Annotated in this window: 22 protein-coding genes and 1 other RNA gene; 15 read left to right on the top strand and 8 right to left on the bottom strand. The window is 38.7% G+C overall.

From position 1 onward, the window contains the following. Positions 1-2 precede the first annotated feature (2 nt). Complete coding sequence (gene prpC / locus AC1M87_RS00910; RefSeq protein ID WP_092766353.1) at positions 3-1,133, top strand: bifunctional 2-methylcitrate synthase/citrate synthase; 1,131 nt, start codon at positions 3-5, stop codon at positions 1,131-1,133. A gap of 32 nt (positions 1,134-1,165) precedes the next feature. Here the strand turns inward: prpC and AC1M87_RS00905 are convergent, their stop codons facing one another. From AC1M87_RS00905 to glnL, 3 genes are all read right to left on the bottom strand, one after another. Continuing rightward, positions 1,166-1,819: an aminotransferase gene (locus AC1M87_RS00905; RefSeq protein ID WP_481592679.1), complete on the bottom strand. Its 654-nt coding sequence runs from the start codon at positions 1,817-1,819 to the stop codon at positions 1,166-1,168. A gap of 104 nt (positions 1,820-1,923) precedes the next feature. Beyond that, positions 1,924-3,414 (bottom strand): nitrogen regulation protein NR(I), encoded by a 1,491-nt coding sequence (gene glnG / locus AC1M87_RS00900; protein ID WP_481592678.1) that lies wholly within the window; start codon positions 3,412-3,414, stop codon positions 1,924-1,926. Then, the gene (glnL, locus tag AC1M87_RS00895; protein WP_180027802.1) at positions 3,401-4,510 is read right to left on the bottom strand and encodes a nitrogen regulation protein NR(II); all 1,110 of its coding nucleotides are present in this window, start codon (positions 4,508-4,510) and stop codon (positions 3,401-3,403) included. Before glnL ends, glnG begins: the two co-directional genes overlap by 14 nt. 361 nt (positions 4,511-4,871) lie before the next feature. Here glnL and rimO point away from each other — a divergent pair, with 361 nt between their 5' ends. The 12 genes from rimO to lpxA all read left to right on the top strand — a co-directional run bounded on the left by rimO (position 4,872) and on the right by lpxA (position 17,155). Continuing rightward, positions 4,872-6,215: a 30S ribosomal protein S12 methylthiotransferase RimO gene (rimO, locus tag AC1M87_RS00890; RefSeq protein WP_035263671.1), complete on the top strand. Its 1,344-nt coding sequence runs from the start codon at positions 4,872-4,874 to the stop codon at positions 6,213-6,215. A gap of 47 nt (positions 6,216-6,262) precedes the next feature. Beyond that, the gene (gene pyrH, locus AC1M87_RS00885; RefSeq protein ID WP_035263670.1) at positions 6,263-6,991 is read left to right on the top strand and encodes a UMP kinase; all 729 of its coding nucleotides are present in this window, start codon (positions 6,263-6,265) and stop codon (positions 6,989-6,991) included. A gap of 76 nt (positions 6,992-7,067) precedes the next feature. Then, on the top strand, positions 7,068-7,622 hold the full coding sequence (gene frr, locus AC1M87_RS00880) for a ribosome recycling factor (protein ID WP_035263669.1): 555 nt from the start codon (positions 7,068-7,070) through the stop codon (positions 7,620-7,622). Positions 7,623-7,630: 8 nt separating this feature from the next. Beyond that, positions 7,631-8,377, top strand: coding sequence for a polyprenyl diphosphate synthase (gene uppS / locus AC1M87_RS00875; protein WP_481587503.1), 747 nt, complete (start codon positions 7,631-7,633; stop codon positions 8,375-8,377). 2 nt (positions 8,378-8,379) lie between these two features. Then, on the top strand, positions 8,380-9,204 hold the full coding sequence (locus AC1M87_RS00870) for a phosphatidate cytidylyltransferase (protein ID WP_481592677.1): 825 nt from the start codon (positions 8,380-8,382) through the stop codon (positions 9,202-9,204). Continuing rightward, a complete protein-coding gene (ispC, locus tag AC1M87_RS00865) occupies positions 9,205-10,401 on the top strand; it encodes a 1-deoxy-D-xylulose-5-phosphate reductoisomerase (protein WP_481592676.1) in 1,197 nt (398 codons plus the stop codon). A 1-nt stretch (position 10,402) separates the two neighbouring features. Continuing rightward, positions 10,403-11,758 carry an RIP metalloprotease RseP gene (gene rseP, locus AC1M87_RS00860; RefSeq protein ID WP_481592675.1) on the top strand — a complete coding sequence of 452 codons (1,356 nt, stop codon included), beginning with the start codon at positions 10,403-10,405 and terminating at the stop codon, positions 11,756-11,758. 41 nt (positions 11,759-11,799) lie between these two features. After that, complete coding sequence (gene bamA, locus AC1M87_RS00855; RefSeq protein WP_481592674.1) at positions 11,800-14,295, top strand: outer membrane protein assembly factor BamA; 2,496 nt, start codon at positions 11,800-11,802, stop codon at positions 14,293-14,295. Between the two features lie 28 nt (positions 14,296-14,323). Then, positions 14,324-14,812 carry an OmpH/Skp family outer membrane protein gene (locus AC1M87_RS00850; protein WP_481592673.1) on the top strand — a complete coding sequence of 163 codons (489 nt, stop codon included), beginning with the start codon at positions 14,324-14,326 and terminating at the stop codon, positions 14,810-14,812. A 3-nt stretch (positions 14,813-14,815) separates the two neighbouring features. After that, on the top strand, positions 14,816-15,886 hold the full coding sequence (lpxD, locus tag AC1M87_RS00845; RefSeq protein WP_481592672.1) for a UDP-3-O-(3-hydroxymyristoyl)glucosamine N-acyltransferase: 1,071 nt from the start codon (positions 14,816-14,818) through the stop codon (positions 15,884-15,886). Between the two features lies 1 nt (position 15,887). Further along, on the top strand, positions 15,888-16,370 hold the full coding sequence (gene fabZ / locus AC1M87_RS00840; RefSeq protein WP_035263658.1) for a 3-hydroxyacyl-ACP dehydratase FabZ: 483 nt from the start codon (positions 15,888-15,890) through the stop codon (positions 16,368-16,370). Beyond that, positions 16,367-17,155 (top strand): acyl-ACP--UDP-N-acetylglucosamine O-acyltransferase, encoded by a 789-nt coding sequence (gene lpxA, locus AC1M87_RS00835; protein ID WP_481592671.1) that lies wholly within the window; start codon positions 16,367-16,369, stop codon positions 17,153-17,155. Before fabZ ends, lpxA begins: the two co-directional genes overlap by 4 nt. A 48-nt stretch (positions 17,156-17,203) precedes the next feature. Here the strand turns inward: lpxA and AC1M87_RS00830 are convergent, their stop codons facing one another. Then, a complete protein-coding gene (locus AC1M87_RS00830; RefSeq protein ID WP_481592670.1) occupies positions 17,204-18,031 on the bottom strand; it encodes a YbgF trimerization domain-containing protein in 828 nt (275 codons plus the stop codon). Positions 18,032-18,316: 285 nt separating this feature from the next. Between AC1M87_RS00830 and ffs the strand changes: the two genes are divergently transcribed. After that, positions 18,317-18,413: signal recognition particle sRNA small type (gene ffs, locus AC1M87_RS00825), an RNA gene on the top strand. Between the two features lie 27 nt (positions 18,414-18,440). On the opposite strand, the gene AC1M87_RS00820 is transcribed toward ffs, so the two are convergent. The 4 genes from AC1M87_RS00820 to AC1M87_RS00805 all read right to left on the bottom strand — a co-directional run bounded on the left by AC1M87_RS00820 (position 18,441) and on the right by AC1M87_RS00805 (position 21,441). After that, the gene (locus AC1M87_RS00820; protein WP_481592755.1) at positions 18,441-19,067 is read right to left on the bottom strand and encodes a regulatory protein RecX; all 627 of its coding nucleotides are present in this window, start codon (positions 19,065-19,067) and stop codon (positions 18,441-18,443) included. A gap of 67 nt (positions 19,068-19,134) precedes the next feature. Then, entirely contained in the window at positions 19,135-20,178 is a 1,044-nt protein-coding gene (recA, locus tag AC1M87_RS00815; RefSeq protein WP_035263652.1) for a recombinase RecA, read from the bottom strand. A 146-nt stretch (positions 20,179-20,324) separates the two neighbouring features. Next, positions 20,325-20,765, bottom strand: coding sequence for an RNA-binding S4 domain-containing protein (locus AC1M87_RS00810; protein ID WP_035263651.1), 441 nt, complete (start codon positions 20,763-20,765; stop codon positions 20,325-20,327). Next, complete coding sequence (locus AC1M87_RS00805; RefSeq protein WP_180027810.1) at positions 20,749-21,441, bottom strand: HAD-IA family hydrolase; 693 nt, start codon at positions 21,439-21,441, stop codon at positions 20,749-20,751. The genes AC1M87_RS00810 and AC1M87_RS00805 overlap by 17 nt, the downstream gene beginning before the upstream one ends. 297 nt (positions 21,442-21,738) lie before the next feature. On the opposite strand from AC1M87_RS00805, the gene AC1M87_RS00800 reads away from it, so the two are divergent. Continuing rightward, positions 21,739-21,876 carry a hypothetical protein gene (locus AC1M87_RS00800; protein WP_171076720.1) on the top strand — a complete coding sequence of 46 codons (138 nt, stop codon included), beginning with the start codon at positions 21,739-21,741 and terminating at the stop codon, positions 21,874-21,876. Positions 21,877-22,178 lie beyond the last annotated feature (302 nt).

The raw sequence follows: 22,178 nt of genomic DNA, 5'->3' as shown, positions 1-22,178 counted from the left end.
AAATGGCTGAAGGAAAAGTATTGACTGGCGCAGGATTGCGTGGACAAGTCGCAGGTAAAACAGCACTTTCAACCGTTGGGAAAAGTGGTGCAGGCTTAACATATCGTGGTTATGATGTTCAGGATTTGGCGGAAAATTGCCAATTTGAAGAAGTTGCATATTTAATTTTCTTTGGTGAACTACCTACGGCACAACAACTTGCGGACTATAAAGCAAAACTAAAATCACTGAGAGCATTACCACAAGCACTAAAAGAAGTGCTTGAGCGTATTCCAGCAGATTCACATCCTATGGATGTTATGCGTACAGGTGTTTCTATGTTGGGTAACTTAGAAACAGAACAGTCCTTTGGTGAACAGCAAGATATAGCTGATCGTATTTTGGCAACATTGCCAGCCATTATTTGTTATTGGTATCGATATAGCCATGATGGTGTTCGTATCGAAGAAAATACTGATGACGACTCAATTGGTGCTCAATTCTTGCATTTATTGCGTGGCGAAAAACCTAATGAATTGCATGAACAAGTCATGAATGTTTCTTTAATTCTCTATGCAGAACATGAATTTAACGCTTCAACATTTACGGCACGTGTGTGTGCTTCGACGTTATCAGATTTACATTCGTGTATTACAGGTGCGATTGGTTCTTTGCGTGGTCCACTGCATGGCGGTGCAAATGAAGCTGCAATGGATATGATTGAGCAATGGAAATCTCCTGAAGAAGCTGAGCGCGAAATGCTGGGTATGCTCGAACGCAAAGAAAAAATCATGGGCTTTGGTCATGCAATTTACAAAGACAATGATCCACGTAATGGGATTATTAAGGTATGGTCTGAGCGCTTGGCTAAGGACGTAGGAGATACTGTTTTATATCCAGTATCAGTACGTTGTGAAGAAGTCATGTGGCGAGAGAAAAAATTATTCTGTAATGCTGATTTCTTCCATGCTTCTGCTTATCACTTTATGGGTATACCAACGAAGCTATTCACGCCAATTTTTGTGATGTCTCGTGTAACAGGATGGGCGGCACATGTGATGGAGCAGCGTGCGGACAACCGTATTATTCGACCAAGTGCAGATTACACAGGACCTGAATTACGCAAAGTTGTACCAATTGAACAGCGTGCTTGAAAAGCATAATAAAAAGCTCCTTCGGGAGCTTTTTATTTTGTTGAGCTGAGTAAAATGGCATCTTGTTTTTCGAAGCCTGTTTCAGTAGGAATACCCATGTAACTAATGACTGCAACGCGATAATTGGGGAAAGTGTAAGGAAATGCGTAAAGTTTTTTGATCTGAGGTAAATTACGATGATATCGAATATTCTCGAATTGTTGACTTTTATACTTTGAAGGATCAGAGCTTTGGCTGAGTTGTACCTGAGATTGGAATTTACTTACTTTAATTTCAGGCACGTTTAACCAAAAATTTCCAGTCTGTTCTCTTTGTCTATTGAATTTTAGTTTAGCAGTCTTGGGACTTAATGGTGTTGGTTTGACAAGGCGAGCTTGAATACTTTGAATTTTGCGTAGCGTATGCTGAATTTCAGTAATGTGATTTCGGCTATTTAATGGGGTATAAATGGATTGAACCTCAATCGCTTTATGTGGGTTTCTGCTGTTGAGCAAATAATAATAGAGTGTTGGTAGTCGACCAGATTCATCATGGTAATGGTGTAAATAATATATTTTATGATCTTTAATATCTGAACCTAGTACTTCTATTGTCTCCGGACCGCTGACTGTGGCAAAGGAGGGTGAAGAAATAAGGCAGAAGATGATACCTAGATAAGTTTTATGCTTTAAGTGATTATTGTTCATTTGGACTCATCTTTTTGTATTTTATATTGAGCATGATTTAAAATTTTAGAATTATGATGAAGAATAGGTTAATCAATTGTGTTGATTAACCTAAATCTAGAAGTTTACTCGGCAGTAGTGCTTACAACTTCATCTTCATCATCTTCAGCAGTATCCATTCCTAATTCTTTTAGCTTACGAGTCAAGGTATTGCGACCCCAACCTAAAAGCTCAGCAGCATGGCGTTTTCTTCCTCGAGTTTGTTGTAGTGCCGCATTAATTAAGGTGCGTTCAAACATAGGCGTGGCGATATCCAATAATTTCATTTCGCCATTTTTGAGTTTTTGTACAGCCCACTGACTAAGCAACTCATCCCAATGCTGAATAGCGATACGATCTGCTTGATTGTGTGGATGATTTGGATCATCAGATTTTTGGATTGGTAGTTGTTTTAACTCAGAAGGAAGATCTTCTGGGTAAACCTCTCGTCCAGTAATCATCACTGTCAACCAGCGACATGTGTTTTCAAGTTGACGTACATTACCTTGCCAAGGCAACTGTTTCATGTATTCAATAGTTTCTGTACGTAAAATCTTTGGACTTACACCAAGTTCTTTACCTGCTCGTGCGAGAAAGTGTTGTGCGAGCATCGGAATGTCTTCCGAGCGGTGAGCAAGTTTAGGAATATGAATACGAATTACATTCAGACGATGATAAAGATCCTCACGGAAGCGTCCATCATGTACTAATTTTTCTAGATCTTGGTGAGTCGCAGCGACAATGCGGACATCAACACGCACTGGAATGTGTCCACCGACGCGATAAAACTCGCCATCAGCTAAAACACGCAATAAACGCGTTTGGGTTTCGAATGGCATGTCCCCAATTTCATCAAGGAATAATGTACCGCCATTGGCTTGCTCAAAACGACCTTGTCGCTGAGTATTAGCGCCAGTGAATGCACCTTTTTCATGACCAAATAATTCAGTTTCAATCAAATCTTTCGGAATGGCAGCCATATTAAGCGCAATAAATGGCTTGCTGCTACGAGGTGAATGACGATGTAATGCATGAGCGACTAACTCTTTACCTGTACCTGACTCACCATTAATTAATACCGTAATGTGTGATTGCGACAAACGTCCAATTGCTCGGAAGACTTCCTGCATTGCAGGAGATTCTCCAATGATCTCAGTTGATTGAATTGGCTGTACGGTTGATTTCGCAGATTCTTGTTGTTGGAGCTTATTAATGTGCATGATGGCACGATTGACAAGTGCTAAAGCCTCATCTATATCAAATGGTTTTGGTAAATATTCAAAAGCACCCGTTTGATAGCTTGATACTGCTGACTCTAGATCCGAATGTGCCGTCATGATGATCACAGGTAGATCAGGATAATGACCTTTGACTTTAGCGAGAAAGGTAAGACCATCAATTCCTGGCATCCGTATATCTGTCAAAATTACATCAGGTGTATCATCAAGTAACTGATTCAGTGCAGATTGAGCTTCTTCGAAACTGGTAACATCTAAACCTTCTTCTTTAAATGTTTTTTCTAGAACCCAACGCATGGCGCGATCGTCATCTATTACCCAAATTTTATTTCGCGACATGGTTTAACTCCCAAGGTATATAAAGACTAAATACGGTTTTGCCCGGAACGGATTGGCATTCAATCATTCCATTGTGTTGATGCATAATATTTTGTGCGATGCTCAGACCTAAGCCTGTTCCTTTAGCACGTCCTGTGACTAATGGATAAAATACGGACTCCAAAATTTCTTCTGGAACGCCAGGGCCGTTATCTTCAATATCAATTCGAACAGTTGAGCGATGTAAAGTTCCGTTAATCGTGACAAGGCGATGAATACGTGTACGCAGGGTTAATTCAGGTTGAGTGTCTTGAAAAAACTCTTTATTTTCAGTCATGGCCTGAATAGCATTTACACTGATATTCAACATCACTTGAATAAGTTGATCCCGATCTGCTTCAACATCAGGTAAAGAAAGATCATAATCACGAGTAATTTTAATTTTCTTTTTTGTTTGGTTCACAATCAGAGAACGAACGCGTTCCAAAGGCTCGTGAATATTTACAGGTTCATAGCTTGGTAACTGCCGAGAACCGAGCATTGTGTCAGCAAGATTTCTCAGGCGATCTACTTCACTAATAATAATGTCCGTAAATTCTTTATATTCAGGATCATTTAAACTACGTGCCAATAATTGAGTTGCGCCACGTATGCCCCCTAATGGATTCTTAATCTCATGCGCGACACCTCTGATTAATTGGCGTGCGACCTGATGTTGTTGAATAAAATTTTCTTCTTTAGAAATTTTCAACATTCGATCAATTGGATTGAGTTCAATCAGAAGGAGGGGGTGATAACTTTTGCCAGTGTTAAGTTGGGCAACAGAATAGTCAACATGTACATCTTTAAAGTTCACAATAATAGTCGCTTCACGGCGGGTATAAGCTTGCCCCGTGAGTAATGTATTTGTGAGCGCTTCTTCGGTGTTAAATGAATCGCCTGGAGATTGTAAAATACTGAGCACAGATTGACCTGATGCTCTTAATAAGCTGATATCAAAGAGTGCTTCACATGAGGAATTTAAATAAAAAATATTTAATTCACTATCGACTAAAAGTATCGCAGTGCTCAAGTTGTCTACGAGTAAACGGTAATCAATCGTTGGTTGTTGATTCATTAACCTCAAAATCCTGTCTTAAAATAGAGCAATTGCATCTATGTGTTTTTCCATCACTGCTCACAAAGAGGGAGTTATTTAATTTTAACGTCCTCAAATAAAGCAAAATATGAGCCAACTTTGTTTGAAATCGTTAAAAACAACTAAAATGAACTCATTTATTAAGAAAAAAAGCGCGAAGCGATTGCAAAATATTCATGCAAAGTTGGGTTTATTTAATAATGCATCATATTGGTGCGATTGCAATATTTTTTAAAATTTATGGGAATATTTTGGTGCGTTATGCAAAGAGTGGGGTTTTCAACTGTTTTTATGAATTGAAAAGACATACAATACGCGGATTCTAGTGGAGCGCAGATTCATGAAATCCCCCAAAGTCGGTTTTGTTTCTTTAGGTTGTCCTAAGGCATTGGTAGATTCCGAGCGAATTCTTACTCAGTTAAAAACTGAAGGTTATGATGTAGCGTCGGATTATGACGGTGCTGATTTAGTTGTTGTTAATACCTGTGGTTTTATTGAATCTGCAGTACAAGAGTCATTAGACGCGATTGGTGAGGCGATGAGTGCGAACGGTCGCGTCATCGTAACAGGTTGTTTGGGTAAAGATGAAGAAAAAATTCGTCAAATGCATCCAAACGTACTTAAAGTTACTGGTGCAGCAGCTTATCAAGAAGTAATGGAAGCTGTGCATCAATATGTTCCTGAACCTCCTAAACATAATCCGTTTATTGATCTTGTGCCAGAACAAGGTATTCGATTAACACCAAAACATTATGCATATTTGAAGATATCTGAAGGCTGTAACCACCGTTGTACCTTCTGTATTATTCCAAGTATGCGTGGCGATCTCGTATCTCGCCCAGTTGGTTCTGTATTAGAAGAAGCGGCGGCTTTAAAACGATCTGGTGTAAAGGAAGTCTTGGTTATTTCTCAAGATACTTCGGCATATGGTGTAGATACAAAATACAAACTTGATTTTTGGAATGGTCAGCCTGTAAAAACTAAGTTCTATGATATGTGTGAAGCATTAGGTCAATTGGGTATTTGGGTGCGTCTGCATTATGTCTACCCATATCCACATGTTGATGCGGTTATCGATTTGATGGCACAGGGTAAGATCTTGCCTTACTTAGATATTCCATTCCAACACGCTAGCCCTAAAATTTTAAAACTAATGAAGCGTCCAGCGCATAGTGAAAACACGCTAGAGCGTTTAAAAGTTTGGCGTGAAAAGTGTCCTGATTTAGTCATTCGTTCAACATTTGTTGTTGGCTTCCCGGGTGAAACTGAAGAAGATTTCGTGCAACTTCTAGATTGGTTGAAAGAAGCTCAGCTCGATCGCGTTGGTTGTTTTACATACTCTCCAGTTGAAGGTGCAACTGCAAATGATCTGCCAGATCATGTGCCTGAAGAAATTAAACAGGAACGCTACGAACGCTTTATGCAGGTTCAGCAAGAAATTTCTGCTGCAAAGCTACAAAAGCGTATTGGTCAAACCATGACCGTGCTGGTTGATGATCTAGAAGAAGAGTTTCCAGTTGCAGTAGCGCGTTCTTATGCAGATGCTCCAGAAATTGATGGAAATGTCTTTGTAGAAGATATTGATAAGAGCAAGATTAAAGCAGGTGATTTACTGGTTGTTAAAATCACTGATGCGGATGAATACGACCTTTATGCAGAATTGATTGAAATTAAAACCGCATAATTGTTTGAAGTAATACATATAAATGAATTCGGATATTGGAGTTTGTAATGTTAGATTCTAAAAAACCACGCTTTGGTCGTATTCTGCTAAAACTTTCGGGTGAAGCGCTAGCAGGCAATAAAGATATGGGTATCGACGCACAAGTGCTTGATCAAATGTCTTTATCTATTGCTCATTTGGTTGGTCTAGGTGTGCAAGTAGGTATCGTTGTGGGTGGTGGTAACCTTTATCGTGGTAGCCAATTACAGCAAGATGGGTTGGTTGGTCGTGTAACAGGTGATCAAATGGGTATGCTAGCAACTGTGATGAACGGTTTGGCGTTACGAGATGCATTGGTACGTCGTAATATTAAAACCCGTTTAATGTCAGCATTACCAATCGGTACAGTTGTAGAATCATATTCTAGCCGTGATGCGATTCGTCATTTAAATAATGGTGAAGTTTGTGTGTTTGTGGCGGGTACTGGTAATCCATTCTTTACGACAGATACCGCTGCTTGCTTACGTGGTATTGAGATTGAGGCCAACTTAATTCTTAAAGCGACTAAGGTAGATGGTGTCTACAATAAAGATCCAAGCAAATACGAAGATGCTGTTAAATATGATGCATTAACATTTGACCAAGTCTTAGATGAGAAACTTGGTGTAATGGATTTAACCGCGATTTGCTTATGCCGTGACCATAATGTTCCACTTCAAGTATTCGATATGAATAAATCAGGTGCGTTATTGTCAGTGGTTATGGGTGAAAAAGAAGGTACTCACGTTACTAATTGATGTACGTGGCTTTCAAAGCTATTTATACTAAACACTATTTTGATTTAAATTTTGAGAATTAGGTAAGGAAGATCACATGATTAACGATCTTAAAAAAGATGCTGAAGAGCGTATGAATAAATCATTGGACTCATTAGAGCATGGTTTTGCTAAAGTTCGTACAGGTCGTGCACATCCATCAATTCTTAACGGCGTAATGGTTCCTTACTATGGCTCTGATGTGCCATTAAACCAAGTTGCTAACATTGGTGTTGAAGATTCGCGTACATTGCTTGTTCAACCTTTCGAGCGCACCATGGTTGCTGCAATTGATAAAGCAATTCGTGAGTCAGATTTAGGTTTGAACCCAATTACTGCTGATTCAATTCGTGTACCAATGGCGGCATTAACTGAAGAAACACGCCGTGATATGCAAAAAGTGGCACGTAACGAGGCTGAAAATGCAAAAGTTGCGATTCGTAATATTCGCCGTGATGTATTAGGTGATATTAAAGCGTTGTTGAAAGAAAAAGAAATTTCTGAAGACGATGAGCGTCGTGCTGGCGATGAAATCCAAAAAATCACAGATAAGTTTGTTGCTGAAGTTGAAAAGCGTTTAGCAGCAAAAGAAGCAGAGTTGATGAAGGTCTAAGCTATATAATGACCATCTCAGCAGAGCTTCTGCCACAACATGTTGCCATCATTATGGATGGCAACAATCGTTTTGCAAAAAAGAAACATCTACAAAAAGGTGATGGACACCGTGAAGGAAAAAATGTCCTTGATCCGATTGTAGAGCATTGTCGTAAAGTGGGTGTAAAAGCACTTACTGTTTATGCCTTCTCAAGTGAAAACTGGAATCGACCTCAATATGAAGTCGATTTGCTCATGAAACTGTTGGAAGAGACGATTAATGAACAAATTCCTCGAATGATAAAGTTTCAGATTGGGCTCAGATTCATCGGGGATCGCTCTCGTTTATCGCCAGAATTGCAACAATTAATGTTGCAAGCAGAACAAAGGACTGCTACTTTCACAGAAATGACGCTCACAATTGCTGTGAGCTATGGTGGAATGTGGGATATCGCACAAACTGCTAAAACAATCGCACAACTCGTCAAAGAACAAAAAATTGATGTTGATCAAGTTGATGTTGATTTGTTTGCTCAGCATGTCAGTTTAGGTGACTTACCTCCAGTCGACTTATTGATTCGTACTGGTGGTGATTATCGATTGTCTAATTTTTTATTATGGCAATCTGCATATGCTGAGTTGTATTTTACTGAGACGTTGTGGCCAGAATTCACAACAGAAGAATTGGATCATGCCTTTGGTGTGTTTTTAGGGCGTGAAAGGCGCTTTGGAAAAACCTCTGAGCAGGTCCAACAAGAGAAAATAGAGAACTAATAATGTTAGAGCGGATAATTACCGCATTGATTTTAGTGGCTGTAGTCTTGAGCTGTATGTTTGCAACTACATCCATTTATCCAATGTTAGCGTTAATGATTATCGCTGCCGGGGGGGCTGGCTATGAGTGGTTTAAACTCATGCCTCGTCAAACTGATCAAGTGAATAAATTTAAAGCAGGATGCTTTGGTGTAATCACTGCGGTATTTTCTGCAATTGCGCTTTATTTTGATGATCTAGTACTGCTGTTGTGGAGTGCTTCGATTATTACTTGGGTTATTACCATTTATTGGGTTAAGCAATATCCTCTTTATGATGCGTGGTATAACACTTCACTGAATTGGATTGGTGTAGTGATTATTAGCGCTGCAGTATCGGCAATATACGAAGTCTGGATAAGTTCACCTTGGTGGCTCATGTATCTATTCCTCTTAGTGTGGGGTGCTGATAGTGGGGCGTATTTTGTAGGTAGGAAGCTTGGTAAGCGTAAGCTTGCACCTGAAGTGAGCCCGAATAAATCTATTGAAGGGTTAATCGGTGGTGTAATTACAGTCATCATTGTTATCTTATTTGTACAATTTAACTATTTAGATTTAACCGTAGTAGAGCATATTCTATTTTTACTCCTATCTGTGCTAACAGTATTTAGCTCAGTTCAAGGTGATTTATTTGAATCAATGATTAAGCGTCGTGCAGGTATTAAGGATTCAGGTCGTATTTTGCCTGGTCATGGTGGTGTATTAGATCGCATTGACTCATTGCTTGCTGCCGCACCTATTTTTGCTGCGGGAATATTTGTTTTAAAACTTGTTGGTGTAGATTTATAGATGTCTCAATCAGTATGTATATTAGGTGTAACGGGTTCAATTGGACAAAGTACCTTAAAAGTCATTGATCGACATCCAGAGAAGTACAATGTTTTTGCGGTATCTGCATTTAGTCGTGTAGAGCAGTTAAGCGAAATATGTCAACAATATCATCCACAGTATGCTGTTGTACCTTCAGGCAAGGTGGATGAACTACATCAATTTTTCAAATTAAAAAATATCACTTCAACCGAAATTCTCTCTGATGAGTCGGGTTTAATCGCTGTTGCTGAGCATCCTCAGGTTGATATCGTGATGGCGGCGATAGTGGGTGCGGCAGGATTATTGCCAACACTCGCTGCTGTTCAAGCTGGTAAGCGTGTTCTTCTAGCAAATAAAGAATCGTTGGTGATGTCTGGTGACATTATGATGAAGGCCGCTAAAGAGAATAAAGCCTTATTATTACCTGTAGATTCTGAACATAACGCAATATTTCAGTGCCTGCCTCAAAATTATTTACAATTAGATACAGGTGGTAAACCCCAGTTAGGTGTTTCACAAATTTTGTTGACTGCTTCTGGGGGGCCATTTTTGCATCATACGCTAGATGAGCTCAGTAAGGTGACACCTGCACAGGCTTGTAAGCACCCTAATTGGTCTATGGGGCAGAAGATATCAGTTGATTCGGCAACGCTAATGAACAAAGGTCTCGAGTTGATCGAGGCCTGTCATTTATTTTCAATTCAAGAACATTTTGTTACAGTGGTTGTGCACCCACAAAGTATTATTCACTCAATGGTTCAGTATGTTGATGGTAGTACTTTGGCTCAAATGGGTAATCCTGATATGTGTACGCCGATTGCACATGCATTTGCATGGCCAAATCGGATTGAAACACATGTTCCTCCGCTAGATTTATTTGTAAACGATACGCTTAATTTTAAGCAGCCTGATACTGTGCGCTTTCCAGCGCTGCAATTGGCTCGTGAAGCAATGAAATCTGGAGGATTGGCGCCTGCGATCTTGAATGCTGCAAACGAAATCGCGGTTGAAGCATTTTTAAAAAATAAAATCAAATTTTTAGATATTCCTAAAGTTGTTGAATCAACTTTGAACCATATTCAAAATTCAAATGCTGATTCTTTAGAGCTAATCCTAGAGACTGATTCGCTTTCACGTCGTTATGCTATTCAACTCACGAATTCACTGAGTACCTAAGATGAATATACTTTTCATTATCGTCGCGGCTATTTTGCTTCTAGGTCCATTGATTGCAATTCATGAATTTGGACATTACTGGGTAGCACGAAAACTTGGCGTTAAGGTTCTTGTGTATTCAATTGGATTTGGTCCAACAGTTCTAAAGTGGACCTCTAAAAAGTCAGGCATTCAATATCAGCTCTCTGCATTACCTTTAGGTGGTTATGTAAAAATGCTAGATGAGCGTGAAGGTAATGTAAGTGCAGAAGATTTACCTTATGCGTTTAATCGGCAATCCCCTTTAAAACGAATTGCAATCGTTGCTGCGGGACCACTTGTTAATTTAATTTTTGCTGTTTTACTTTTTTGGATTCTGTTCTTACCAGCTCAGGAACAATTAAACACTCGAGTTGGTAAAGTGATTGAAAATACGCCAGCCGCACAAGTAGAAATGCGTTCTGGTGATAAAATCATAGCAGTGGATGGAACTGCGACGCCAACTTGGGAAAAATTGAATTATGCGCTGATTGATCGCGTAGGTGAAACTGGTACGATTCAAATTCAAGCTGATCGTGATGGTCAGGTACAAACTTTTAATTTACCGATTCAGCAATTTCTAAAAGATCAGTCTCAATCACCTTTGGATGTCTTGGGGTTTTTACCATATCGACCTCATATTCAACCAGTCGTTCATAAATTATCTGAAGATGGTGCTGCTATACGCCAAGGGATGAAAGAAGGTGATGTAATTGTCGCGATTGATAATAAAAAAATTAACGATTGGTTTGAAGTTGTTGATATAGTACAAAAATCACCAGAAAAACTATTGAATATTGAAGTGATGCGTCAAGGCGAGATTGTTCAATTAAAGGTCATGCCGCAAGGAAAGCGTGACAATATGGGCAATACGACAGGAATGTTGGGAGTGCAAGCTCAATCTGGTCAGATCAATATTCCTGCTGAATATAAGCATACAATTCAATATAATCCAGCGGAAGCTTTTGTGGTTGCGGTTGAAAAAACGGGTCAATTATCTTCTATGATCCTTGGCTCAATTGTCAAAATGATTCGTGGATTGATTGGCTTGGATAATCTCTCGGGTCCAATTACGATTGCTAAAGTTGCAGGTCAAAGTGCTGAAATGGGGTGGCAAACTTTCATTTCATTTATGGCATTAATGAGTGTAAGTTTGGGTATATTAAATTTGCTTCCGATTCCGATGTTGGATGGTGGGCATTTGGTTTATTACATAATTGAATTAATTCGTGGTAAACCTGTTTCTGAACAAATACAATTGGTTGGATTAAAAATTGGTATGGTGTTGCTGGGAAGTATGATGTTTCTCGCAATATTTAATGATTTTATGCGTTTATAAGCGTTATAGATGGATAATTAACTTACTGGAAAACAATAGGCATGCAGCACAAACATTTATTTATGCCATTGGCACTCGTTAGCGCAATGGCAGCAGTACAACAAGTATATGCAGCAGACGAGTTTATCGCGCGGGATGTGCGTGTTGATGGATTAGTTCGACTAACGCAAGCTAATGTACTCGCAATGTTACCCGTGAATGCTGGGGATCGCATTAATGATCCAGTGATTGCGAATGCGATTCGTGCGTTGTATGCCTCTAATTCGTTTGATGATATTCAAGCTTTCAAAGAAAACGATGTTTTGGTTTTCAAAGTTGTTGAACGTCCTATTATTTCTAAAATCAATTTCAAGGGTAATAAGCTCATTCCAAAAGAAGCCTTGGAAGAGGGCTTGAAGAAAATGGGTCTAGCTGAAGGTGAGGTGCTCACTAAATCTGCACTTCAGACGCTAGAAACCGAGCTTGAACAACAGTATTCACAACAAGGTCGCTACAATGCGGATATTCAGGTTGAAACTGTTGCAAAAGCCAATAACCGCGTTGATGTCAATATTAATTTCATTGAAGGTAAACCAGCTAAAGTTTTTGAAATTAATTTAATTGGCAATACTGTATTTAAAGATGATGAAATTAAGCAAGTCTTTGCCGTCAAGGAAAGCGGGTGGTTATCTGTCATTTCCAGAAATGATCGCTACGCGCGTGAAAAAATGGCAGCAAGCCTTGAAGCATTAAGAGCTTTATACCTTAATAAAGGTTATATTAATTTCGAAATTACCAACTCTAATTTAAATATCAGTGAAGATAAGAAAAATATTTTCATTGAAGTTTCAATGAATGAGGGTGAGCAATTTAAATTTGGTGAAACCAAATTTTTAGGTGATGCTTTATACAAAGACGAAGATCTTCGTGCACTAAAGATTTATAAAGATGATGCAACTTACTCACAAGAGTTGGTGAATGCAGTAAAACAGTTATTACAGCGTAAGTATGGTAATGCTGGTTATTACTATGCGGAAATTAATGTTGTGCCTCAAATTGACAATGAAACAAAAAAAGTTAATTTGAATTATTACATCAATCCGGGTCAGCAAGTTACGGTTAGACGTATTAATTTTACAGGTAATACCAAGACTGCTGATGAAGTTTTACGTCGTGAAATGCGCCAGATGGAAGGTGCATTAGCGAGTAATGAAAAAATTGATCTTTCTAAAGTCCGTTTAATGCGTACTGGATTTTTCAGCAAAGTTGATGTTAAGCCTGTACGTGTTCCAGGAGCGCCTGATCAAATCGATTTGAATATCGCTGTTGAAGAACAACACTCAGGATCAAGTACTTTAGCTGTTGGTTATTCGCAAAATGGTGGTATCACATTCCAAGCAGGCTTAAGTCAAACTAACTTCTTAGGTACAGGTAACCGTGTAGCGATTGATCTTTCTCGTTCTGAGACACAAGATTATTATAACCTAAGTGTTACTGATCCATACTTTACAATTGATGGTGTCAGCCGTGGTTACAATCTCTATTATCGTAAGACGAAATTAGACGAAGACTATAACGTTAACAATTATGTTACAGATAGCTTCGGTGGTGGTCTGAGCTTTGGTTACCCAATTGATGAGAATCAGAGCTTAAGTGCTGGTATTAATATTGATCAAACTGAAGTAACGACTGGTCCATTTGTTTCTACCTATGTGCGTGATTATTTGCTTGCAAATGATGGTCGACAAACGAAAGCTCAGAAATATTGTCTCGAGTATAGTAAAGATGACCCAACATTATGTGTTAATGAAACTGATGAGATTGGCACTGAGTTCAAAGGTGATTTCTTTACTTATAGTTTAAATTTAGGTTGGTCTTATAACACATTAAATAATCCACGCTTCCCATCGTCTGGGATGTCTCATCGTGTTAATGCTGAGATTGCATTGCCAGGTAGTGATGTTGAATATCAGAAGGTTACATACGATACTCAAGCCTTTATTCCGTTAGGCAAGGATTTTGTATGGCGTGGTTATGGTAAGTTAGGTTTCGGTAATGATTTACCATTCTATAAAAACTATTACGCTGGTGGCTATGGGTCTGTCCGTGGTTTTGATAATAGTACATTAGGTCCAAAATACCCGAGTATTACAGATGCTGCTTTAACTCGAGAAGATAGAAACCCTGAAGAAGTGGGGGGTAATGCATTAGTGCAATTTGGTACTGAATTGATTTTACCAGTACCATTTAAAGGTGATTGGGCACGCCAAGTACGTCCTGTGATCTTTGCAGAAGGCGCTCAAGTGTTCGACACTCAATGTGATGTTCCAACTGGGGACATATATTTTGGTAATTCTCCAGCAACTCCAGTTGGTGCGAGACAATACTGTAAAGATAACTTTGGCTTCGATGCCGGGAATATGCGTTATAGTGTTGGTGTAGGCTTCACATGGATTACGATGATTGGTCCACTATCATTAAGCTATGCGTACCCACTGAATGATAAGCCTGGTGATGAAACTAAGTCTGTTCAGTTTGAAATTGGTCGTACTTTCTAGTACGGCCTTTTGCCTTTAAGGAATAATAATGAATATGTTTAAAACAACGATTTCAACGGTTTTACTCACATCTGTAATTGGCTTTGCGCATGCAGCAGGATATGGGGTAATTGATTTAGAAAAAGTCGTTGAAAATAGCACGTACTTAAAACAGCAGAATACTCAGCTTGAGCAGACAATTAAACCGCAAACGGTAAAATTAGAACAATTGGGTAAAGAAATTGAAGCGTTGGCTAAATCAGCTCAAGCCAATCAATCGAATGCCCAGCAACTATCCTCTCAATATCAAACGAAGATGAACGAATTCCAATCTTTGCAACAGACTGTTCAATCACGTGTTCAAAGTACCATTCAAAATACAAATAAAGTATTCGACTCAAGAATTAAACAAGTTGCTGAACAATTGCGCAAAGAAAATAATCTTGATCTAGTTTTAAATAAAAATGCTGCCTTGGCATATGACCCAAAATACGATTTAACTGCTAAAATGATTCAAAAGGTTAATGCAATCAAATAGTCAATGAAATCAAATCAATTTCGTCTCGATCACTTGGCCAAACTTGTACAAGGCCAAGTTATTGGTGATGCAGATCTGTTGCTAGAGGGTCTTGCAAGTTTAACTCAAGCGAACTCAAACCAAATTTCTTTTGTAAATTCTGATAAGTATTTAGACGAAGCGATTTCATCTCAAGCAGGTGCGTTAATTGTCACTTCTGAGATGCAGGCTCAGCTTAATCAGCATAATAATTTTATTGTCGTACAAAATCCTTATCTTGCTTTCGCGATTTTAACTCATGTGTTTGAATCTAAAACTGTGCAACGTGGTATCGAGGCCACCGCAGTAATCGATCCGAGTGCTATGATAGGAGATAATGTATACATTGGTCATTACGTTGTAGTTGGACCACATGCAGTGATTGGTTCAAATACAGTAATTCATTCGCAAACTAAAATTGATGAGTATGTTGAAATCGGTGAGGATTGTTTCATTGATTCGCATGTCACGATTACGGGTCGATCTAAAATTGCTAAACGTGTCCGTATCCATGCGAATACCGTAATTGGAGGAGAGGGTTTTGGCTTTGCTCCTTATCAAGGTAAGTGGAACCGAATTGCTCAACTCGGGTCTGTTCAAATTGGAAATGATGTCAGAATTGGTTCTAACTGTAGTATTGATCGTGGCGCTTTGGATGACACTATACTTCATGATGGTGTGATTATTGATAATCTTGTGCAAGTCGCACACAACGTTCAAATCGGTGAAAATACTGCGATTGCTGCAAAATGCGGTATTGCGGGCAGTACTGTGATTGGCAAAAACTGTATCCTTGCAGGTGCTTGTGGTATCTCAGGGCATCTAAAAATTGTTGATAATGTAACGCTTACTGGAATGTCAATGGTCACAGGTAGCATTTTAGAAGCTGGGACATATTCTTCAGGAATGGGATTACTCGAAAATTCTCGCTGGAAACGAACAGTTGTTCGTCTAAGACAATTAGCAGATGTGCCATTGACCAAATTAGCCAAACAAATAGATGATATGCAGGCTCAGTTAGAGTCAATCGAATCAACTTTAAAATTGCGTAAATAATATGACAGAGTCTACTTTATCTTTTTCAATTCCTGAATTGCCGATGAATATTCAAACTATTCGTGAATATTTGCCGCATCGTTATCCATTTTTATTGGTAGACCGTGTTACAGAAGTGACTGAGAATGGAATTGTCGGATTTAAAAATGTCTCCATAAATGAAGAGTTTATGCAAGGTCATTTTCCAGGTTATCCAATCATGCCGGGTGTCTTAATCGTTGAGGCGATGGCACAAATTTCTGGCGTTCTTGGCTTTATCATGAACAATGAAAAACCCAAACCTGGTTCACTTTTTCTTTTTGCTGGCGCTGAAAAAGTTCGTTTTAAAAAACAAGTCGTTCCTGGTGATCAACTCGTGTTAAAATCAGAGCTTGTAATGCAGAAACGTGGTATTTACAAGTATCTTTGTAGTGCGAGCGTTGATGGTGTAATTGCAGCGACAGCTGAAATTATTATTTCTCATCAGAAATTAGAGCAAGCATGAGTAACAGTGATTTAATCCACCCTACAGCAATTATTGATCCTACGGCAACGATTGCTTCTGATGTAAAAATTGGTCCTTATTCGATTATTGGTCCTCATGTGACGATTGATAGTGGGACAGTGTTACATTCTCATGTGGTGGTTGGTGGATATAGCCGCATCGGTAAATCAAACGAAATTTTCCAATTTGCCAGTGTGGGTGAGGTGTGTCAGGATCTTAAGTATGCTGGTGAAGAAACTTGGCTTGAGATTGGCGACAACAACAAAATTCGTGAGCATTGCAGTCTGCATCGCGGTACAGTGCAGGATCAAAGTATTACTAAAATTGGTAGTAATAATCTGTTGATGGTCAATACGCATATTGCGCATGACTGTGTGGTGGGTAATAACAACATTTTTGCAAACAATGTTGGTGTCGCAGGTCATGTGCATGTTGGTGACTTTGTTGTTGTCGGTGGCAACTCAGGTATTCATCAGTTCTGTAAGATCGACTCATACAGCATGATTGGTGGAGCATCATTGATTTTGAAGGATGTGCCTGCTTATGTGATGGTGTCTGGTAATCCGGCGCATGCATTTGGAATGAATGTAGAAGGTATGCGTCGTAAGGGTTGGTCCAAAGATGTAATCAATGGTTTGCGAGAATCATTTAAGTTGATTTATAAAAGTGGTCTGACGACACAACAAGCCATTGAGCAGATTACTGCTGAAATTCTACCAAATGTTTCTGAAGCACAGCTCCTTATAGATTCTCTGAATGAATCTAAACGCGGTATTGTTCGTTAAGGGCTTTTGCTAACATAAAAAAAAGACATCTTATGATGTCTTTTTTATTTAACTTTTTTTGAAATATCCAGCTTCTTCTGAGTCAGGATATGTGCTTAATAATTTATTTTTGTAAATTTCAGCAGTTTGAACATTTTTATTTACATCTTTCGCGATGCTATACAGCTGATACAAAGATCGAGCTGCTTTTCCTGAATTTGGGAACTTCGAAGCGACAGTTTCATAGTGTTTTCTTGCTTCTTCATAATTGGGTGGTTCAATTGCTAAATTGAACTCAGCTAACCAAAAATAGGCATTACCTGTATACACACTATTTGGATTGTTACGTACAAAGTTTTGCATAGGTGCAATAGCTTTTTTTGCGCCACCTTGTTTGTATGCATCTAAGGCAACTGTATAAGCTGCTTTATCAAGTTCTTGTTGGTTGGTTTGATTCAAGTTCGTTGCATTTTGTGATGCTGTGGTATTTGAGTTAGTGCTAGTGTTTGGTGCAGTTGGCTCATTGGGAGCGGGTGGTGCGGCATTAGAATCTTCGGCATTGGACTCTTCAACAGGATCAATTTTTTGTTGGAGGAGTTCTAATCTTTGATCTAGATCTGTATAGCGATTTTTTAATTCGTTGGTCAGTTGATTAATTTGATGTTCTTGTTCTTCTAATTTGCCTTGAAGTGCACGAATTTGATTTTCTAAGCGTTGATTTTGTTGGATAAGTTGCCAACTGGTGTTGGTAGGAGCGGTAGCGGTGTTATTCACTGCGACTGCTGTTTGGTTCAAACTTGAATTTTGGCTTAATCCTTTTGATTCGATAGGAATATTGGCAAAAACTGATGTTGAGCTCATCAATGCTAGTGCAAGAAAAGTACGCTTATTGAGCATGTTCATTATTCCATTTGTATCCATACTCAAATTTGAACTTTGAGTATTTTCAATTCTTAATAATCAGATCATTAAAAACGTCATAGCATTTAAAATCAATATAAATTTACAATGAAACTGTATAAATGAAGAAATTTAAGTTGAAGTTATTTAGATGAAAAATATCAAGTTTGTTGTTAATAGATTAGTAAATATTCACTTGAACTTTTTTAGTGCCTTTAAAGCCCATTATGGTATTGCAAGATCGTTAAAAATCTCTATACTCTGTTCTTGCAATGGTAGCCCTGCTGGTGGCTTCGCAATTGTACTCTGAGAACCCCGCCAGGACCGGAAGGTAGCAACGGTATCAGAACTATGATGTGCCGGAGTTTTGCTAGTAGGGTTGCCACCATTATAATAATTTTATTTCTTATTCTTCATTCTCTTTTCTTTTTATAGCTTTCATAATCGCATCCATTTCAAAGCCTCTATATTGTAAAAAGCGAATTTGTTTTGCTTTTAATTTTGCGTCCTGAGCAACTTCATAGCCATATTTTTTGACCTTCAATAAGTATGCTTGTTCATACCAATCTATTTCTTCCATTTCTGGTTCAGCCAACGCTTTATCAACGTGTTTGCTTTTAAGCGCTAGCTTTATTCGATTTGGACCTTTTCCTTTACGTAATTGGCTGCGTACCGTCATTTCTGCAACGCGAGCATCACTTTGATAATTTTCTCGCGCTAGCTCATCAACTAAGCTCAAAACCTCTTCCTTATTTTGTGCATACAAAGCAAGTTTATCGATTAAGTCTTTTTTTGAGTATTCTTTGCGAGTTAAGACTGCAAATGCATACGATCTCAAACGAGTCCCTGTTAAGCCTTTATTCTGTGCTAGAACTGATGAATGAGTATCATCTAAATCACATTCATCTGGTGCTTGATCGGTTAGGTGTTGACTAGTCGAGTGTTGATCATTGATGAGATGTTGAGGTTCATCTTCATTCATTATTGATTTTAATTGCTCATAATGAATGAACTTGGGAAACTTCTCTGACATTTTAAATCCATGCACTTAAACAAAAGCGCCCAGAATTTGGGCGCTTCGATTTCAAATTTTTGAAAAATTATACTTCAAATAAATCTGCTTCTTCGTCATTTTCTTCAGTTGGGGCTGGTGTCGCTGTGGTTAACAACTGTTCACGAATCATGCGATCAAGATCTTGTGCAAGTTGAGGATTTTCCTCAAGGTGACGAATCACGTTGTTCTTACCTTGTCCAATCTTGTTGCCTTGGTATGAATACCAAGCACCAGCTTTTTGAACAAGTTCTTGTTGTACAGCGAGATCGACCAATTCAGCAAGCTGATTTGTACCTTTACCGTACATGATTTGGAATAATGCTTCACGGAAAGGAGGTGCCATTTTGTTCTTCACCACTTTAACGCGTGTTTCAGAACCAACTATTTCATCACCTTCTTTTACTTGACCAATACGGCGAATGTCTAAGCGTACAGAAGCATAGAATTTGAGCGCATTACCACCAGTAGTGGTTTCTGGACTTCCAAACATGACACCAATTTTCATACGAATTTGGTTAATGAAGATCACCATGCAGTTGGAGCGCTTTGCATTACCTGTAATTTTACGCAATGCTTGGCTCATCAAGCGCGCTTGTAGACCCATATGAGAGTCGCCCATTTCACCCTCAATTTCGGCTTTAGGGGTTAAGGCTGCTACAGAATCGACAACAATTAAGTCGATAGCGCCAGATCGGACCAGCATATCTGCAATTTCTAGTGCTTGTTCACCGTGATCAGGTTGTGACACCAATAAGTTATCGATATCTACACCAAGTTTGCGAGCATATTGAGGATCTAAAGCATGCTCAGCATCAATAAATGCACAAGTACCACCAGCTTTTTGACATTGCGCAATCGCTTGAAGTGTCATGGTGGTTTTACCTGATGATTCTGGACCATAAATTTCAATAATACGGCCTTTAGGTAAACCACCAATACCTAGTGCGATATCCAATGTAAGAGAGCCTGTAGATACAGCTTCTACAGCTTGAACAGTATTGTCACCAAGGCGCATTACCGTATTTTTACCAAATTGTTTTTCAATTTGGCTTAAAGCAGCACTCAGTGCTTTGCTTTTATTATCATCCATCTCATAACCTCAAAACGATGTAAATCACTGATAACTTAAGTGGATGTCTTTAATTAAGTCTAATGTCCACGGCATTTATAGTGACAGAAAAAATCGGACTGTTCTATAATTTTAAACTTCAAAACGACAGTATTTGTCGCTTTAACTTATTCATCATCGTATGACCAAACTTCGTCATATTGCTGACCATTTTGTTGACGGAATCTTGTAATATCACGTCGATCTTTTTTGCTTGGTCGATGATCTGGTCGTGCAAGATTATGCAATTTTCTTTGTGCAGAAAGCAACTCACGACGCGCGATACTGACTTCAGTTTCTTCATAGAGTAATTGTGCAGTAGGTGCCCCGCCTCGTACAGATGATAATGCTTTCACAATGACGGTTTTCTTTTCAAATCCCTGCTGAATCGTTAACTCCATTCCTACACGTACTTCTCTGGAAACTTTAACACGATCATTGTTGTGATGAACTTTACCACCTTCTATTGCTGCTTTGGCAATTGAGCGGGTTTTAAAAAAGCGTGCTGCCCAAAGCCACTTATCAATTCGCATTGAATCTGTGATTTTAGTTTCATGCTGTTTTGACATTCATTTCTTTCTCATGGTTAATTTGGTCTAAATAGGGGATTAATGATCTTAGATCATTGATTGCAGGATACTGAAGTTTAGACCTTTCGCGCTCAGGTTGAGCGCTAGATGGTTGGGTAATTGTGATTAGATGCTCAATACCAAAAGATTTAGCACCTTCGAGTACAACCGCAGTATCATCAACGAGAACGCAGTGACGAGGTTCAAATGGGTGCATTTGCTGTAATTGATCCCAAAATTCAAAACGCTCTTTAGCAAAACCGATCGTTTCGCTGCTGATCATCACTTCAAAATAAGAGGTGAGGTCAACTTGATTCATTTTCAATGCCAAACCTCTTTCATCAGCATTGGTGACTAACCACATTCGGTATCCAGCTTGCTTAAGGCTTGATAATAACGCAATGCATCCCTGTCTCGGCTTGATGAATTCTTTGTGATCGTGTTGAAGCTGAAAAGTATTAACGCCGACTTTGGCTGTCCAAAAGCGCGTAGAATACCAATCGAGCGTGTGCTTATGATCTTGATAAAATTTAAATAGAATTTGATTGCTCTGCTCTAAACTGATTTGATGAGTTTTGGCATGTCGCTCAGGGAGTTTGTGATTCCAAATTAAATCGTCAAAAGCAAGATCGAGTAGGGTTCCATCCATGTCGAACATGATGATGGGTTTATTCATTCATCTTTCCTCAGGTATTGTTGCAATTTAGCACAAATAAAAACAACAAAATGGGTGTTATTTAAATATCGATTTACACCATCATTTGATGCAAAAGGTTGGACTCGCATCAGCATTTTAAAATTGAACTTCAAGAATGGGTGTGCGTGGTGACTTCTATATTTCATTCCATTCGTATTATATCGAATTAGATGTGTGAGGTCACAAATTTAGATCTTGATAATGAATACAAAAATAGTATAGAAGTCGCTATGAAAGCATCATATTTTTTGAAAATGGTGCATAGGAGTTTGAAGTATGACAAAACATGATAATAGTTCGAAACCACACAAAGAATCTAATGAGGATAAAGGGAATCAGGACTCTTTTAAAAATAAAGAGCCTGTAAAAAAACCGAATGAACAGCCTGAAAGTCCAGTCAAAGAGCAAAAATAAAAAACAAGCCTTCTTTAAGAAGGCTTGTTTTTTTATGTTGATACTGACTCTAAGGCGCGCTCTGATTTTTGGAACTATTGCGGGTGTTATTTAAGATGTATTGAGGGTTGTTGGCAATCATGCTTCGGATTTTGTTTTAAAAGTGTTAGAGTTCTTATGATTGAAATGGGTTATGTGTTTCAAAGTGGTTATATTTTATAGGTTTGCTACTATAAATATAAATCCAACAATGCAAATTAAATCACGCTGCATTTTAGGCTGAGGTTCTTAATATCATCGTCGTGCTTAGAGTGTGTAGCGCC

Source organism: Acinetobacter sp. 24-47-62 (genome assembly GCF_056779765.1).
This window is presented reverse-complemented; position numbering and strand designations above follow the sequence as displayed.